The organism is Streptomyces sp. NPDC002884 (assembly GCF_040295245.1).
In the GTDB taxonomy this organism is placed as follows: Bacteria; Actinomycetota; Actinomycetes; order Streptomycetales; family Streptomycetaceae; genus Streptomyces.
Genome location: NZ_JBEOVB010000004.1, coordinates 316,516 through 332,698 on the forward strand (window position 1 = coordinate 316,516; position 16,183 = coordinate 332,698).

Annotated in this window: 13 protein-coding genes and 1 riboswitch; of the genes, 6 read left to right on the plus strand and 7 right to left on the minus strand. The window is 73.0% G+C overall.

All coding sequences use genetic code 11. From position 1 onward, the window contains the following. Positions 1-23: 23 nt before the first annotated feature. Together pdxR and ABT070_RS11525 are read left to right on the plus strand one after the other, a co-directional pair. Positions 24-1,451: a MocR-like pyridoxine biosynthesis transcription factor PdxR gene (gene pdxR, locus ABT070_RS11520; RefSeq protein WP_351758012.1), complete on the plus strand. Its 1,428-nt coding sequence runs from the start codon at positions 24-26 to the stop codon at positions 1,449-1,451. A 22-nt stretch (positions 1,452-1,473) separates the two neighbouring features. Next, positions 1,474-1,959 (plus strand): carboxymuconolactone decarboxylase family protein, encoded by a 486-nt coding sequence (locus tag ABT070_RS11525; RefSeq protein ID WP_351758014.1) that lies wholly within the window; start codon positions 1,474-1,476, stop codon positions 1,957-1,959. A 74-nt stretch (positions 1,960-2,033) separates the two neighbouring features. On the opposite strand, the gene ABT070_RS11530 is transcribed toward ABT070_RS11525, so the two are convergent. From ABT070_RS11530 to ABT070_RS11555, 6 genes are all read right to left on the minus strand, one after another. Then, complete coding sequence (locus tag ABT070_RS11530; RefSeq protein ID WP_351758017.1) at positions 2,034-2,849, minus strand: aminotransferase class IV; 816 nt, start codon at positions 2,847-2,849, stop codon at positions 2,034-2,036. Positions 2,850-2,859: 10 nt separating this feature from the next. Next, entirely contained in the window at positions 2,860-4,038 is a 1,179-nt protein-coding gene (locus tag ABT070_RS11535) for an FAD-dependent oxidoreductase (protein ID WP_351758019.1), read from the minus strand. After that, positions 4,035-5,618 (minus strand): class I adenylate-forming enzyme family protein, encoded by a 1,584-nt coding sequence (locus tag ABT070_RS11540; protein WP_351758022.1) that lies wholly within the window; start codon positions 5,616-5,618, stop codon positions 4,035-4,037. The genes ABT070_RS11535 and ABT070_RS11540 overlap by 4 nt, the downstream gene beginning before the upstream one ends. A gap of 41 nt (positions 5,619-5,659) precedes the next feature. Then, a complete protein-coding gene (locus ABT070_RS11545; RefSeq protein WP_351758025.1) occupies positions 5,660-7,246 on the minus strand; it encodes an AMP-binding protein in 1,587 nt (528 codons plus the stop codon). A gap of 125 nt (positions 7,247-7,371) precedes the next feature. Then, positions 7,372-9,678, minus strand: a complete 2,307-nt coding sequence (locus ABT070_RS11550) for a chorismate-binding protein (RefSeq protein WP_351758027.1) — start codon at positions 9,676-9,678, stop codon at positions 7,372-7,374. Positions 9,679-9,709: 31 nt separating this feature from the next. After that, positions 9,710-10,288 (minus strand): putative antibiotic biosynthesis monooxygenase, encoded by a 579-nt coding sequence (locus ABT070_RS11555; RefSeq protein ID WP_351758030.1) that lies wholly within the window; start codon positions 10,286-10,288, stop codon positions 9,710-9,712. A gap of 217 nt (positions 10,289-10,505) precedes the next feature. Here ABT070_RS11555 and ABT070_RS11560 point away from each other — a divergent pair, with 217 nt between their 5' ends. Next, positions 10,506-11,309, plus strand: a complete 804-nt coding sequence (locus tag ABT070_RS11560) for a DUF3050 domain-containing protein (RefSeq protein WP_351758033.1) — start codon at positions 10,506-10,508, stop codon at positions 11,307-11,309. Positions 11,310-11,511: 202 nt separating this feature from the next. Here the strand turns inward: ABT070_RS11560 and ABT070_RS11565 are convergent, their stop codons facing one another. Continuing rightward, complete coding sequence (locus ABT070_RS11565; protein ID WP_351758545.1) at positions 11,512-12,378, minus strand: DMT family protein; 867 nt, start codon at positions 12,376-12,378, stop codon at positions 11,512-11,514. Between the two features lie 129 nt (positions 12,379-12,507). Between ABT070_RS11565 and ABT070_RS11570 the strand changes: the two genes are divergently transcribed. From ABT070_RS11570 to ABT070_RS11580, 3 genes are all read left to right on the plus strand, one after another. Continuing rightward, positions 12,508-12,972: a hypothetical protein gene (locus tag ABT070_RS11570; protein ID WP_351758035.1), complete on the plus strand. Its 465-nt coding sequence runs from the start codon at positions 12,508-12,510 to the stop codon at positions 12,970-12,972. A gap of 32 nt (positions 12,973-13,004) precedes the next feature. Beyond that, positions 13,005-14,192: a glutathionylspermidine synthase family protein gene (locus ABT070_RS11575; protein WP_351758038.1), complete on the plus strand. Its 1,188-nt coding sequence runs from the start codon at positions 13,005-13,007 to the stop codon at positions 14,190-14,192. A 345-nt stretch (positions 14,193-14,537) separates the two neighbouring features. Beyond that, positions 14,538-14,626: riboswitch (ZMP/ZTP riboswitch) on the plus strand. A 40-nt stretch (positions 14,627-14,666) separates the two neighbouring features. Next, positions 14,667-16,118 (plus strand): glycine hydroxymethyltransferase, encoded by a 1,452-nt coding sequence (locus ABT070_RS11580; protein ID WP_351758041.1) that lies wholly within the window; start codon positions 14,667-14,669, stop codon positions 16,116-16,118. The last annotated feature ends 65 nt before the right edge of the window (positions 16,119-16,183 follow it).

The following is a 16,183-nucleotide window of genomic DNA, read 5'->3' on the forward strand; positions in this document are numbered from 1 at the left end:
GCCCAGGAGTATGGTCCATTTCCATGGCGAGATCCTGGGCCACTTTCGGCGTCGACCTGCATCTGGAACCCACCGGACCGCACCTGCGCCGGGGGCTGACCGACGCCCTGCGCGAGGCCGTCCGCAGCGGCCGGCTGCCCTCCGGCACCCGGCTCCCCTCCTCGCGCTCCCTCGCCGTCGACCTGGGCATCGCCCGCAACACGGTCGCCGACGCCTACGCCGACCTCGTCGCCGAGGGCTGGCTCACCGCCCGCCAGGGCTCGGGCACGCGGGTGGCCGAGGGCCGTGCCGTCCCGCCGACGGGCGCGGGGGAGCATCCTCGCCCCGAGCGCCGTCGGCCCGCGTACGACCTGCGCCCCGGCACTCCCGACCTCGGGACCTTCCCGCGCGCCGAGTGGCTCAGGGCGGCCCGCCGCGCCCTCACCGCCGCCCCCTCCGAGGCCCTCGGCTACGGCGATCCCCGCGGCCGGGTCGAACTGCGCACCGCCCTCGCCGGCTACCTCTCCCGCGCCCGCGGAGTGCGCGCCGACCCCGAACGCATCGTGGTGTGCGCCGGGTTCGCGCACGGACTGAGGCTGCTCACCACCGTGCTGCGGGGACGCGGGGTGCGCACGATCGCCGTCGACGCGTACGGCCTGGACGAACACTGGAGGCTCCTGGCGGCGGCGGGGCTGGCCACGACACCGCTGCCCGTCGACGGACGGGGCACGGACACCGGCCGGTTGACGGGCACGGGCGCGGTCCTGCTCACCCCCGCCCACCAGTTCCCGATGGGCGTGCCCCTGCACCACGACCGGCGGGCGGCCGTCGTGGACTGGGCGCGGCACACCGGCGGGCTGGTCCTGGAGGACGACTACGACGGCGAGTTCCGCTACGACCGCCAGCCCGTCGGCGCCCTCCAGGGGCTGGACCCCGACCACGTGGTGTACCTGGGCACCGCGAGCAAGTCGCTGGCCCCCGGCCTGCGCCTGGGCTGGATGGCGCTGCCGCCGGCCGTCGCGGAGGAGGTCGTCGCGGCCAAGGGCGGGGTGGACACCTCCGGGGTCCTGGACCAGCTGACCCTCGCGGAGTTCATCACGTCGGGCGCGTACGACCGTCATGTCCGGGCGGCGCGCACCCGCTACCGCCGTCGCCGTGACGCGCTGGTCGCGGCGCTCACCGCGCACGCCCCCGCGATCCGGGTCACCGGCATCGCGGCGGGCCTGCACGCCGTCCTGCGGCTCCCGCCCGGCACGGAGGAGGCGGTGGTGCGGGCGGCGGCCTACCAGGGCCTGGCGGTCGACGGCCTCACCCCCCGCTACCGCCATCCCGACGCGGTCACCGAGCCCCTCGACGCCCTGGTCGTCGGCTACGGCACCCCGCCGGAGCACGCCTGGTCCGGAGCGCTGGACGCGTTGTGCGCGGCCCTTCCTTTCGGCGAGAACGGCTCCGGAATTCCTTTTCCCGGATAGAATTCCCGGATACAGTCTCCCCATGACGAACAATAATTCCGTGTCCCGGGTGGCGCTCAAGAAGACAACCCCCCATGTTTCCGCCGCGATGGGATCCCTGCACGGCGCCGCCGTTTCCGCCGCCCAGGACGCCAAGGTCGAACCCGAGATCCTGGAACTGGTCAGGATCCGTGCCTCACAGCTCAACGGATGCGCGTTCTGCCTCGACATGCACACCAAGGACGCCCGCGCCCAGGGCGAGGCCGAGCAACGGATCTACGCCCTGAACGCCTGGCGGGAGACCCCCTTCTTCAGCCAACGGGAGCGCGCCGCGCTGGCGTTGACCGAGGCGGTGACCCTGGTGCACGACGGGCAGGTGCCGGACGCGGTGTACGCCGAGGCCGCGGAGGTCTTCGACGAGGCACAGGTGGCGGCACTGATCTGGGCGGCCACGGTCATCAACGCGTACAACCGGATCGCCATTGCGACACGGATGGTTCCGGGGGCTTATCAGCCGGCCGGAAAGTAATTCCGAACAACGCGGAACACGGGCATCGGCGGTATTCGCCGATGCCCGTCTTTTTTTGTGTCCTTTCCTGTGCTCTATTCATCCGGAAGCGGCTCCGGCAATCCCTCCAGCCATTCCCGCCATTCCGGCGCCCGTACCGCGGGCCCGGCCGTCATCGGCTCACCGATCCAGCCCGTCACCGGTCGCAGCCCGTGCAGCGCGTTCACCGTCCACACCTCCCGGCCGTCCAGCTCGGTGAGGGTCCGCTCGCGGTGGGCGACGGCGATCCCGGACCGCACGGCCCGCTCCCGGACGAGCCCGACGGTCACTCCGGGCAGGACGGGCAGCCGGGGCGGCGGCAGACACAGGGTGTCCTCCTCCCACCACAGCACGCTCGCGGTGGCCGACTCCAGCACCACCCCCGACGGGCCGACCAGCACCCCCTCCTGAGCGCCCTCGTCGACCGCCCGCCCCCGCACCCGGGCCAGGACGTCCAGGTCCGGGCCCTTGCGGCGGGGCGCGGTCCGCCGGTCCGGCTGGCCCACGGACCAGAGCCGCACCTCCGTGCCGAGCGGCGGGGCGTGCCGCAACCGCAGCCTCAACTCCAGCGAACCGGCGACGAGTTCCACCCGGGGAAACCAGTCACCGGTGCGCGGCAGCGCGGCGGTCACGTCCTGCCAGAACGCGACCAGCCGGCGCGGCCCGGGGCCGCCGCGCTCCGCACCGCACTCCGCACAGGCCCGCAGGAACCGCTCCCGGTGCCGGCCGTACCCGCGCACCCGCCCCTCGCGGACCAGCCACGAGTCCGCGACCAGCAGCGGCGCGTCCGGCACGGCTTCCGCGGCGACGGCCAGCCCACGGCCGGGCGTCCACGTCGACAGCCCCTCACCGACGGTCGGTCGTGCACCCACTCGGACCTCCTCAGTACTTCCCGCCCGCCACCGCCGGCGCCCCGCCCCGGGGTCCGTACGGCGCGTGCTCCAGCCATGAGCCGCACGAGGGCAGCACGGGCGCGAGGGCCGCCGCCGCGCGCTGCCTGAGCCGCACCGTCCGGCGCCGCGGCCGCAGATGCTCCAGGGCGACTCCGGCCGCCTCGCTGTTGAACAGCCCCGCGGCCCGCCGTACGTCCGCGAACGCGGCCACCGCCTCCGGCGTCGCGGCGGCCACGGCGGCCGCGGCCGCCGCCGCGTCGGCGATCCCGCTGTTCATGCCCCGCGCGCCGAACGGCGGGAACAGATGCGCGGCCTCGCCGACGAGCAGCACCCGCCCGTGCGGGTCCGTGAACGAGGCCGCGACCTTGCGCAGGAAGCGGTACGTCGACACCCACAGGATCCGCTCCGCGTACCCGTCGCCCACCACCCCGGGCAGCCACTCCCGCACGGCGTCCTCGGTGCCGTACGCCTCCTCCGAGTCGTCGTCGCGGCACTGCAGGTCCACCTGGAAGCCGCCGGTGAACGGCACCCGCATCACACTGCGGCCCCCGACGCCCGGATGCTCGTAATGGAAGACCCGCTCCAGCGGCAGCTCGGCTCCCGGCACGTCCGCCACGTCGACGACGACATGGAAGCCCTCGCCGCGCACGCCCTCCATGGGGATGCCCAGCGCGCCCCGGACGGCCGAGCGGGCGCCGTCGGCGGCGACGACGTACCCGGCGCTCCACTCCCGTCCGTCCTCGCCGACGAGCGCGACACCCGACCCGGACGCGCGGACGTCCGTGATCCGCGCCGCCCAGACGAGGTCCACCCCCGCCCGCTCGCACGCGGCGCGCAGGAAGCGCTCGGTGTCCAGCTGACGCAGGCTCGTGAACGGCGGCAGCCCGGACGGGGGCGGGAAGGTGCGCGCGTACACCTCGCGGCCCCGGTAGAGGGTGCGCCGGGTGTGCCAGGTCCGGCCGTACGCCGTGATCTCGGCGGCCAGGCCCGGGGACATCGCGTCGAGCAGCCGCAGGGTCTCCCGGTGCACGAACAGGGCCCGGCTGCCCGGCCGTTCACGGCCGACGGGGTCCGCCTCCAGGAGCACGACCGGCAGCCCGTGCGCGCGCAGGGCGAGCGCGGCCGACAGACCGACCGGACCCGCGCCCACCACGACCACGGGGTTCACGCGCGCACGCTCTCTCGTGTCTGCGCCGGCTGCGTCAGCATCCGCGTGATCTCCGCCCGCTTCACCTTCCAGGTCGCCGTCATCGGCAGCTCCTCGAACCGCCACTGGCGCGGCTCGGCCATCGCGGGCAGATCGGCGGTCGCCTCCCGCCAGCGCTCCGGATCGAGGGGCCGCTCGCCCCGCACGCACACCACCGGCACCGGCTCACGGTCCGGGCCGGCCACGATGACGACCTCACGGAGCTCCTCCAGCCGCTCCATCAGCGCGTCCTCGACCGCCAGATTGCTGTGCACGGCGTCGATCCGGTCCACCTCCCGGTCGATCAGATGCAGCGCGCCCAGGCGGGTCATGTATCCCATGTCACCCATCTGCCACCAGCCGCCGTCGAGTTGGCGCTCGTACAGCGCCGGCGCGCCGAGGTAGGCGAGGATGCGGCCCCTGGTGCGGGCCTCGATCCGGCCGGGGGTGCCGGGGGCGGCCGGCCTGCCGTCGGGGTCCGTGACCCGGACCCGGGTGAAGCCCGGGATCCCGATCCCCACCCGCCGCCCGTCCGCCCGCTCCACGCTGCGCCGGGTGAACCACCGGAACGCGACGGGCCCGGTCTCGCTCTGCCCGTACAGCTGGATCAGCCACGGCGCACGCCGGCGCGAGGCGCTCAGCAGCCGCCGTACCGTGCGCGGATGGATCGCGTCGAACGTGGAGCCGTACGACTTCACCCGGGACAGCGGAGCACCGGGCGCGTCGGCCAGCTCCTCCCACAGCACGAAGGTGTTGGGGTGGGTCTCGACGATGCCGGGGCGGTGCCGGGCCAGCAGCGGTCCCACGCTCGCCGGGTCCGGGTCGGTGATCAGCACGAGCGGGCTGCCGAAGTGCAGCAGGACGCCGAGCAGATGGTAGAAGCGCGAGTGCACGAACGACATGTGCAGCGCCGCGGTCTCGCCCCGGGTGGGCCAGCCCATCGCCTTCTGCGGCACCAGCCGGTTCCACATGGTGTTCGGGCAGTGCACGGCCAGCTTGGGGACGCCGGTGGTGCCCGAGCTGTGCGTGATCAGCGCCGGCTCACGGGGGTGCAGCCGTACGGGAGCGGGCGGCTCGGCGCCGGCGTACTTCGCCAGGGGCTCGGCGCCGGGCGCGTCGTCCACGGAGAGGATCCGGCGCACCCGCGGGGCGAGGCCGGCCTCCTTCAGCGGTCCGGCCAGCTTGGCCCGGTCGGTGATCAGCCAGGGCTGCCGCAGCCGTTCGAGCAGCTGGCCGACGACCGGGCCGGCCAGACCGGGGGAGAGGAGCACGGGGACCGCGCCGATACGGGAGACCGCGCAGGTCAGCAGCACGATGTCGACGTTGTCCGACTTGTGTACGACCACCTGCTCCGAGGGCCGCACCCCGGCCGCCCACAGCCGTCCCGACAGCTCCTCGACCACGTCGGCCAGGACCCTGTAGTCGAGATCGACCCCGAGGGCGGGGTGGGTGTCCAGCGGCCGGTCCAGGGTGACGAAGACGGCCCCGTGCCGGTCGGCCGCCCGCCGGAACAACGGGCCCAGGTAGAACCCGCGGTCGGCGAGCAGGGGTTGCTGCGACATGTGGCTGTTCCTCTCAGACACGGACAGGGACCCGGACCCGGTCACCACGCCCCCTGGCGCACCAGGTGGCGGCGGAGCTTTCCGGTGGACGTCCGGGGCAGCGACGCGACGAAGCTGACGCTCCGCGGCACCTTGAACGCGGCGAGCCGCTCCCGCGCGAGCGCGACGAGGTCGGCCTCCAGCCGAACCAGATCTGCGGGACCGGCAGGACCTGTGGGACGGGCAGGACCTGTGGGACGGGCAGGACCTGTGGGGCCGGTAGGACCTGTGGGGACGACGAAGGCGCGCAGGCGGGTGCGGCCCCGGCCGTCCGGGACGGCGGCGACCGCGATCTCGCGGACCGCCGGGTGGGTGCGCAGAACGGCCTCCACCTCCAGCGGGGAGACGGTGATCCCGCCGACCATCTCCATGTCGTCGGTGCGTCCGAGGTGGCGGTAGGCGCCGTCCGGTTCGCGGCGCGCCCGGTCGTGGGTGGCCAGCCAGCCGCCGACCAGCGTGCGCCGCGTCTCCTCGGGCCGGTTCAGGTACCCCGGCGTCACCGTCGGCCCGCGCACCCACAGCTCCCCTTCCGTACCGTCCGGCACGGGCCGTCCGGCACGGTCGCGCAACTCCACCTCGAACCCCGGCACGGGACGCCCGACGGTGCCCGGAGAGTCATGGCCGAGACTGTTGGCGCAGAAGGCGTGACCGGCCTCGGTCGAACCGATCTGCTCCAGCACCGGCGCGCCGAGCAGTTCGGTGATCTGTCCGCCAAGACCCTCCGGCAGGCCCTCGCCGGCCGACACCGCGGCGCGCACCGAGGCGAAGCAGGCCGCGTGGCCGCCGCCCCGGTCGGCGACCAGCGCCGCGTAGGCCGACGGCACGGAGTAGAGCAGGCTCACCCGGTGCCGGGCGACGAGTTCGTCGACGGCGGCGGGTGTCGGACGCCGGTCCACCATGACGGCGCTGGAGCCGGAGAAGAGCGGGAAGACGAAGGCGTTGCCGAAGCCGTACGCGAAGTACAGCTTCGACACCGACAGGGTGACGTCCTCCTCGGTGATCCCGAGCAGCCGCCGGCCGATGAGGTCGTGGTACGTCCCCGGGTCGCCGTGCGTGTGCACGACACCCTTCGGGCGGCCCGTGGTGCCGGAGGTGTACTGGACGTACAACGGCGTCCGCGCGTCCACCGGGTGGGCGGCGGCCGGCTCGGCGGCGGGGGCGAGCGCGAGGAACTGGTCGGCGCCGAGGCGCGCCCGGTCCGTGAAACGGTCCTCGAGCCCCGGCCCGGTCACGCACAGCGCGGCGTCGACGTCCTCGGCCATGAACGCGTGCTCGGACGCGGGCAGTTCGGGATTGACCAGGACGGCCACGGCCCCGAGCCGGGCGACGCCGAGGAAGGCCGCGACCCACGCCATCCCGTCGGGCAGCGCCAGCAGCACCCGGTCCCCGGCCCGCACCCCGTGTTCCGCGAGCACCCCGGCCGCCCGTGCCCCCAGCTCGTGCACCTCACCGTGGGTCCACACCCGGTGCCCCTGATGGAACGCGGCCCGCCCACCCCACCCACGCCGCTCGGCGAGCGAGGCGAGATCCGCGGCGAGGTTGCCGACTCCGGCGCGTGCCCCGGGTCCGGCGCCTGCCCCGACACCCACATCGGCACCGGGTCCGGCAGCGGCACCGGCACCGGGTCCGGCTCCCCGGCTCGCGGGGACACCGAGGTCGTCGGAAGTCCGTGGCCCGGCCGGGGCTTGCGTCGCCGTCGCGGGCTGTGACGTGGTCATCGGGTGGCCCCCTTCGCGGTGGACCGGCCGGGTTCGGGGGACATGCCCCCGGAGCGGCCCGCGCCCGCCCGTGCCTCGGCCGGCTCCGGCTCCCGCTCCCCGGGCGCCCGGGTCGGCGCCGCGCCGTGCTCCCGCAGGGCCCGCATCTGCGCGGCCGTCTTCAGCAGCATCTCGTCCCACTCCGCGACCGGATCGGAGTCCAGGACGATCGCCCCACCGGCCCCCATCCGCAGCAGACCGTCGGCCAGGACGGCCGTGCGGATGACGATGTTGAGGTCCGCGCCGCCGCTGCACCCCAGATAGCCGAGGGCGCCCGCGTACACGCCCCGCGCCTCGGTCTCGAGGCCGTCGATGATCTCCAGCGTGCGCTGCTTGGGCGCCCCCGTCATCGACCCGCCGGGGAAGCAGGCACGTACGCAGTCCACCGCGTCGGTGTCCTCGCGCAGCCGGCCCTCGACGGTGGAGACGAGCTGGTGCACGGTGGCGTACGTCTCGGTGGCCATGAGCCGGGAGACCCGCACGGTCCCGGTACGGCAGACCCGCCCCAGATCGTTGCGGAGCAGGTCGACGATCATCAGGTTCTCGGCGCGGGTCTTGGCGTCCGCCGCCAGCGCGTCCCTGAGCCGGTCGTCCTCCAGCGGACCGGCACCGCGCGGCGCGGTCCCCTTGATGGGTCTGGCCTCGGCGACGCCGTCCCGGGTGATCCGCAGGAACCGTTCGGGCGAGGAGCCGACCACGTCGAGGTCGCCGAACCTCAGGAAGGCCGCGTAGGGCGCCGGGTTGACGCGGCGCAGCACCCGGTAGAGGCCGTAGGCGTCGTCCGGAGCGGGTAGCACGGCGGCGTCGGTCAGGCAGATCTCGTAGCTGGTGCCCGCGGCGAGCTCGCGCCGGCAGGCCGCGATGTCCGCGAGGTACGTCGCCCGGTCCCGCACCAGCCAGGGCTCGACCGCACCGACGCCCGCGTCACCGCTCCCGAGCCCCGTCCCGCTCACCGTCACGGCACCGACCGAACGGGCCGCACCCACCGGACCGACCGCGCCGACCGCTCGGTCCGCCGGGCTGTCCGTCTCGGCGGGCAGCGAGGTGAGCCGGGCCAGCGTGGTCTCGAGCCAGTCGGCGGCCTCGCGGGTGGCGTGCGGGGTGTCCTCGGCCAGACAGACCGCGTAGGTGAAGCCCTTCTCGTGGTCCACCGCGATCAGCCGGTCGGCGAACAGCCAGCAGGCGTCCGGGGTGGGGGAGCGATGCCGGTTCGGGGAGCCGCAGTCGGCCTTGGTCTCGTAGCCGAAGTAGCCGACGTAGCCGCCGGTGAAGTCGAAGGGGAGCCCGGTGGCGTCGACCCGGCGGTTCGCCAGCTGCCGCTTGAGGTAGTCGAAGACGCTCGCCCGGACCTTGCGCGTGGGCCGCCCCGCCCGCTCGATCTCGCAGCGGCCGGCCTCGACGTCGTACCGGACGAACTCGGCGAGCGGACCGCTGTCGTCGCCGAAGAACGAGAAGCGGGAGAGCCCCCGCTCGACCCGGGAACTGTCCAGCCAGAACGCCCGTGGGGAGTCGGCGTACAGCCGGGTGAAGGCGGCCTCCGCGTCGATCGCCTCGGCGATGCGGCGGGTGTGCAGCCGGTGGGCGGGCCGGTCGGCCCGGCGCGGGCGGGGGACGGTCACCCTGGAACTCGGCATCGCCGCCGCGGCCGGGGTGACCGCGGTGTTCTTCGTCCGTGGCTTGCGGGCCCGCTCGGCCGTCAGGTTCCGGAAGTTCACGAGCATCCGGTGGCCGTACTCGGTGAGCACCGACTCCGGGTGGAACTGCACGCCCCACAGGGGCCGTTCGCGGTGCCGCAGCCCCATCAGGACGCCGTCCTCGGCCCAGGCGGTGGCCTCCAGGGAGTCGGGCAGCGGCTCGCGTACGGACAGCGAGTGGTAGCGGACCGCGGTGAAGTTCTGCGGCAGCCCCTGGAACAGGTCCCGTCCGTCGTGCCGGACGGCCGACAGATGTCCGTGCCGGGGCTCCGGGGCGGGCGCCACCCTGCCGCCCTCGCCGTGCGCGATGCCCTGATGGCCGAGGCAGACCCCGAGCACCGGCAACGGGGACTCGGCGAGCACTCTCGCGCTGATGCCGAAATCACGCGCTTTCGACGGATGCCCGGGTCCGGGCGACACCACCACGTTGTCGAAAGCCGCGAGATCGGGAACGGCGTCCGCGGGGGCGTCATTGAGGATCACCACCGGATCCTCGCCATTGACCTCGGCGATCAGCTGGAACAGGTTGTACGTGTACGAGTCGTGATTGTCGATGAGCAGGGTCTTCACCCGCCCACCTCCTCGGGGTCGTTCTCGGGTGCTACGCGGTCCGCCGTTTGTGCCGTCCGCGAAGTGCCTGGAGCGGTGGATACAGCCATTTCTTGAAGAAACGCTGAAGGCGGGGCATGAGAATCCAGGTGACAAGGGCCGTCACGCACAGGCAGAGCAGCAGTGTGCGAATGAACGGATTAAGGCCACCGAGATAGGGAAGCGCGATCAGATTGAAAAGGAGCACGGGCGGGAAAACCGCGCTCATATTCACGAACCATAGCTTCCATTTCGACGGAGGGGCCGGCGCCTTCGGTGCGGCGGTCTGGGAGTCGAACCAGGCCTTGGAGCCCCGCACGCTTCTGCGGTCCGTCTGCCGGGCGATGCCCAGCGCCCGGCCGTCCCACTCCACCCGGGCGGTCGAGTCCTCCCAGGCCCGGGCCGTGCCCTCGGTGGCGAAGCGATAGACCACATGCCACTCCGCCTCTCCATCGACAAGTACACCGCCTCCCAGGAAGCCGGGTTGCCGTGCGCTCGCGCCCAGCATGGCCCACCCCCAGGAGTGGAAGTCGGCCTCACGGCCCGGCACCACGCGATATGCGGCGGTGACGGTGACGGGATTACTGGTCACACCGTCGAGTACGCGGGAGAGAGCGCTTGCGTTCACAGGTTCTTCAAACTTCTACAACTGTCTTCCGCTGTCCGGAACGCGGCTTTTCATCGCCTTTTCGGCGGTCTTGAGTCCTTCTGTCGAGCGATACTGCCGGTAACCTTTCCGGAATTCTCGGAAGCGCTTGCCGGTAAGTCGCGAGAAGTGCACGATCGAATGCCCGGATCGAAGGAGGAACATGTCCAGGTACGACTGGAACCTGACCGACGAGGGAATCGAACAGGCCCGTTCGGCGATAGAGCCGGTCCGAAAGGAAGTGACCGCCCACCCGATTTACCGGCGGATGAGCAGCCGGGAACACATGGCGACGTTCATGGCGCACCACGTGTTCGCGGTGTGGGACTTCATGTCCCTGCTCAAGTCGCTCCAGCGCGACCTCACCTGCGTCGACGTCCCCTGGGTGCCGCGCGGCTCGGAGGTGAGCCGACGGCTCATCAACGACATCGTCCTCGTCGAGGAGAGCGACGAGCTGAACGGCGGCTTCACCAGCCACTTCGAGCTGTACCGCGCCGGCATGGCCGAGGCGGACGCCGACACCACCCGGATCGACACCTTCCTCGCGCTGATCGGCGAGGGCCACGACGTGCCGTCGGCGCTGCGGGTCGCCCGGGTCCCGGCCCCCGCCGCCGAGTTCGTGCGCACGACCTTCCGGATCATCGCCGACCGGCCCCTGCACTGCCGGGCCGCCGCCTTCGCCTTCTCCCGGGAGGACCTCATCCCGGACATGTTCGACCAGGTGATCAAGAAGGAGGGCACCGACCGGTTCCCGCTCTTCCGCGACTACCTGGCCCGCCACATCGAGGTCGACGGCGAGGAGCACACCCCCATGGCCATGCAGATGGTCGCCGACCTGTGCGGCACGGACGACTCGCGATGGCGCGAGGCCGTCGAGACGGCCACCCTCGCGCTGGAGGCGAGGATCCGGCTCTGGGACGGCATCACGGAGGCGATGCCCCGACCCGTCACGGAGGCGGCGGCCTGACCTGTGACGGAGGCGATGGGCTGACCTGTGACGAAGGTGGTGGGCTGAACTGTGGCGGAGGCGGCGGCCTGACCCGTGAGGGAGGCGGTGGGTTGATCCGTGGTGACGGAGGCGGTGGGTTAACCCGTGGTGACGGAGGCGATGGGCTGATCCGTGGCGTAGACGGTGGGCCGACTCGTCACCCAGACGGTGGGCCGACCCGTCACGGAGACGGTGGGCCGGCCGGGGGCTGTGGTGCCGGCTCCGCCGTGGGTGTCGCTTCGGGTGCCTCCCCGAACCGGGCCAGCGCCAGCGCTCCCGCCACGGCGACCACGAAACCCAGCACGGCCAGCCAGCCGAGCCCCTCCCGGGTACGGTCGCCCAGCCACACCACGCCCACCAGCGCCGGCCCGATCGTCTCCCCGATCACCATCCCGGCCGTGGCCGTCGTCACCGACCCGCGCTGAAGAGCCGTCGTCAGGAGCAGGAACGCGGCACCGCCACCCAGCAGCAGCGCGTACAGCGCCGGGTCGGTGAGCAGCTCCGCGGGGTCGATCGAGTCGATCAACCGCACCGCCACCTCGACCACGCCGAACCCGAAACCGGCCCCGAGGCCCAGCACCAGCGCCCGTCCGCGCCCGGGCAGCCGCCTCCCGGCCAGCCCCAGCAGCAGCACCCCGCCCGCCGCGCCGAGCATCACCCACGGCAACGCCGGTGGCCCGCTCTCCTCGCCCTCGGTACCCGCCGCCAGTCCCAGCATCGCCAGTCCCGCGCACACCACCCCCACCGCGGCCCACTCGGTCCGGCTCAGCCGTACCTTCAGCAGCCGTGCCGCGACCACCGCCGTCACCGCCAGGCTGGAGGCGAGGGCCGCCCCCACGGCGTAGATCGGCACCGAGCGCAGCGCGACGATCTGGAACACGAACCCCAGCCCGTCCAGTCCGAGTCCCGCCAGATACCGCCACTGCCGCACCGCCCTCAGCAGCAGCGCCGCGTCCCCTCCGCTCCCGCCGGCGGCCGCCCGCGCCGCCATCGCCTGCAACACCGTGGCCGCACCGAAGCAGACCGCCGCGCCGAGGGCGCACACCATTCCGAAGAGCACGAAAGGACTGTAGGGGAACGGCTGGTGAGCGGGCCGCCTTCGGCCGCTCTCGGCACGGTGTCTAGGCTGACGGCCGGAAATCGTCGTAGGGGCGATGCGGCAACGGGGAGACGGAACATGGCGGACGCGCGTCGCAGACTTCGCTCGGGCACGGTCGTACTCGGCGGCATGGGAGTGCTCGCGGCGGCCCTGTCCGCCTGCTCCTCCGACCCCGACAAGCGCTGCGTCGACCGCGACAGCTACAACCTCACCAAGGGCTACAAGGTCGTCGCCGACAAGAACTGCAAGTCCACCGGTTCCGCCAAGACCGGCAAGACCGGTACGGCCGGCAAGGTCTCCGGTGACGCCTGGTACTACGGCGGCGACAAGAAGGGCTCCTGGGTCGACGGCGGCTCCTTCACCGAGCCGGGCAAGGGGACCGGCTCGACCGGCTCGAGCGGCACCGGCAGCAGCGGCAGCACCAGCAGCACCAGCAGCAGCGGTGGCAGCAGTAGCAGCGGTGGCAGCGGGGTCGACCGGAACGGCTTCGGCGGTGACGGTGACAGCGGCAGCGGCGTCGGCAAGGGCAGCTCCGGCGGCTGAGCGCCCGAGCGGCTGAACAGGACACCGGCACCGTGCGACGTCACAGCATCGAACCCCGCCCCGACTGGCAGCGGACCGTCGAGGACCAGGGCCTCGTCTACCCCCTCACCCGCCACCCCGACGGGGGCCTGCGCCCCTACTGGGACGAGAGCGCGTACTACGTCTTCACCCTCGACGAGGTCGAGGCGCTGGAGGAGACCGTCGAGGAACTGCACACCATGTGCCTGGCGGCCGCCGCCCACCTCGTCGAGTCCGACCGCCTCGCCGACCTCGGCATCACCGACCCGCGGATCGCGGCTGCGGTCGCCGAGGCCTGGCACCGGCGCGCCGAACTCCCGTCCCTCTACGGCCGTTTCGACCTCCGCTACGACGGCACCGGCCCGGCGAAACTCCTGGAGTACAACGCCGACACCCCCACCTCCCTCGTGGAGGCGGCCTCCCCCCAGTGGTTCTGGATGGAGGAACGATTCCCCGGCGCCGACCAGTGGAACTCCCTCCACGAACGGCTGATCGCGGCCTGGAAGAAGCAGGCTCCCCTGCTGCCGCCCGGCAGCCCGCTCCACTTCGCGCACTCCTCGCAGGACGAGCTGGGCGAGGACCTCATGACGGTCGCCTACCTCAAGGAGACCGCCGAGCAGGCGGGCCTGGACACCGACTGGATCTCCATGGAGGAGATCGGCTGGGACTCGCTGTCCGGCCGCTTCGTCGACCGCCGACTCCGCTTCATCCGCAGCTGCTTCAAGCTCTATCCCTGGGAGTGGCTGACCACCGACCGCTTCGCCGGCCATGTCCTCGACACCCTCGACAACGGCGGCGGCACCGGCACGACGATGTGGATCGAACCCGCCTGGAAGATGCTCCTCAGCAACAAGGCGCTGCTGGCCGTCCTGTGGGAGCTGTACCCGGGGCACCCCAACCTCCTCGCCGCCTACCTCGACGGCCCCCGCGAACTGGCGACCACCACCGGCTACGCGGCCAAGCCGCTGCTGGGCCGCGAGGGCGCCGGCGTCACCCTGCACGAACCGGGCGGCGATCCCGCCCCGCACTCCGACGAGGCGCGCTGCTACCAGGAGTTGGCGCCCCTCCCCGCGTTCGACGGCAACCACGTCGTGCTCGGCGCGTGGATGGTGGAGGACGAGTCGGCCGGTCTCGGCATCCGCGAGTCCAGCGGCCCGGTCACGGACGAGTACGCCCGCTTCCTACCCCACGTGATCCTCTAACCCTCCCGGCCTCCCGGCCTCCCGGCCTCCCGGCCTCCCGGCCTCCCGGCCTCCCGGCCTCCCGGCCTCCCGGCCTCCCGGCCTCCCGGCCTCCCGGCGGCCCCTAGCTCCCCACGGCCCCCGGCCCCTCGCCCCCGGCGGCCCCCTCGCCCCCGGCTTCCCGGCCCACGGCCCCCGGCCCCTCGCCCCCGGCCTCCCGGCTCCTCCGGCCGCCGGATCCGGGGTCGCTCCGGATCCACATCCGGGGTCGCTCCGGATCCACTGGAGGCGGGCTCCTGCGCGGGTCCGACGTCGCTCGCATGGTGGACGCCGGACCTTGGGATTCGGGCGTGACCGGTAGGCTGGCGAGCGGGCCGTGACTGGCGCGCTGGGATGGGACGGACCATCGGGGAGCGGCCTGTGAGCGAAGAGTGCCGTGCGCCTGGGCCAGACCGAGAACCGTGACCGCACGCCACGCCCCCGGAGGCCGACGACATGTCCGAGCAGCAGTCCCTCTCCACCGAGTCCACCGCCTTCCGTGCCGCACTCGACGTGATCCGCGCCGTCGAGCCGCGCGTCGCCGACGCCATCGGCCAGGAGGTCCACGACCAGCGCGAGATGCTCAAGCTGATCGCCTCGGAGAACTACGCCTCCCCGGCCACCCTCCTCGCGATGGGCAACTGGTTCAGCGACAAGTACGCCGAGGGCACCATCGGCCGCCGCTTCTACGCCGGCTGCCGCAACGTCGACACCGTCGAGGCGCTGGCCGCCGAGCACGCCCGCGAGCTCTTCGGCGCCCGTCACGCCTACGTCCAGCCGCACTCCGGCATCGACGCCAACCTCGTCGCCTTCTGGTCCGTCCTCGCCGACCGTGTGGAGGCCCCCTTCCTGCAGAAGACCGGCGTCCGCCAGGTCAACGACCTCTCCGAGGCCGACTGGGCCGAGCTGCGCCAGGCCTTCGGCAACCAGCGCATGCTCGGCATGTCCCTGGACGCGGGCGGCCACCTCACCCACGGTTTCCGCCCGAACATCTCCGGAAAGATGTTCGACCAGCGTTCGTACGGCACGGACCCGGCCACCGGCCTGATCGACTACGAGGCGCTGCGTGCCTCGGCCCGCGACTTCAAGCCGCTGATCATCGTCGCGGGCTACTCCGCGTACCCCCGGCTGGTGAACTTCCGGATCATGCGCGAGATCGCCGACGAGGTCGGCGCGACCCTCATGGTCGACATGGCCCACTTCGCCGGCCTGGTCGCGGGCAAGGTCCTGACCGGCGACTTCGACCCGGTCCCGCACGCCCAGATCGTGACGACCACCACCCACAAGTCCCTGCGCGGCCCGCGCGGCGGCATGGTCCTGTGCGACGACTCCCTCAAGGACCAGGTCGACCGCGGCTGCCCGATGGTCCTCGGCGGCCCGCTGCCGCACGTCATGGCCGCCAAGGCGGTCGCCCTGGCGGAGGCCCGCCTGCCGTCCTTCCAGGACTACGCCCAGCGCATCGTCGACAACTCCCGCGCCCTCGCCGAGGGCCTGACGCGGCGCGGCGCGACCCTGGTCACCGGCGGCACGGACAACCACCTGAACCTGATCGACGTCGCCTCCTCCTACGGCCTCACCGGCCGCCAGGCCGAGGCGGCGCTGCTCGACTCGGGCATCGTCACCAACCGCAACGCGATCCCCGCCGACCCGAACGGCGCCTGGTACACCTCCGGCATCCGCGTCGGCACGCCGGCGCTGACGACGAGGGGTCTCGGGACGGCCGAGATGGACGAGGTGGCCGCCCTGATGGACCGGGTCCTCACCACGACGGAGCCGGGCACGACGAAGTCGGGCGCCCCCTCGAAGGCCGCCCACGTCCTGGACGCGAAGGTCGCGGACGAGATCTCCCGGCGGGCGACCGACCTGGTCGCGGGCTTCCCGCTGTACCCGGAGATCGACCTCGGCTGACCCCGGCGGCACCCCGGGCGGCCCCGTGGCCGCCCGGGACCCGTTCCGGGCGGTCTCCGCGCTCT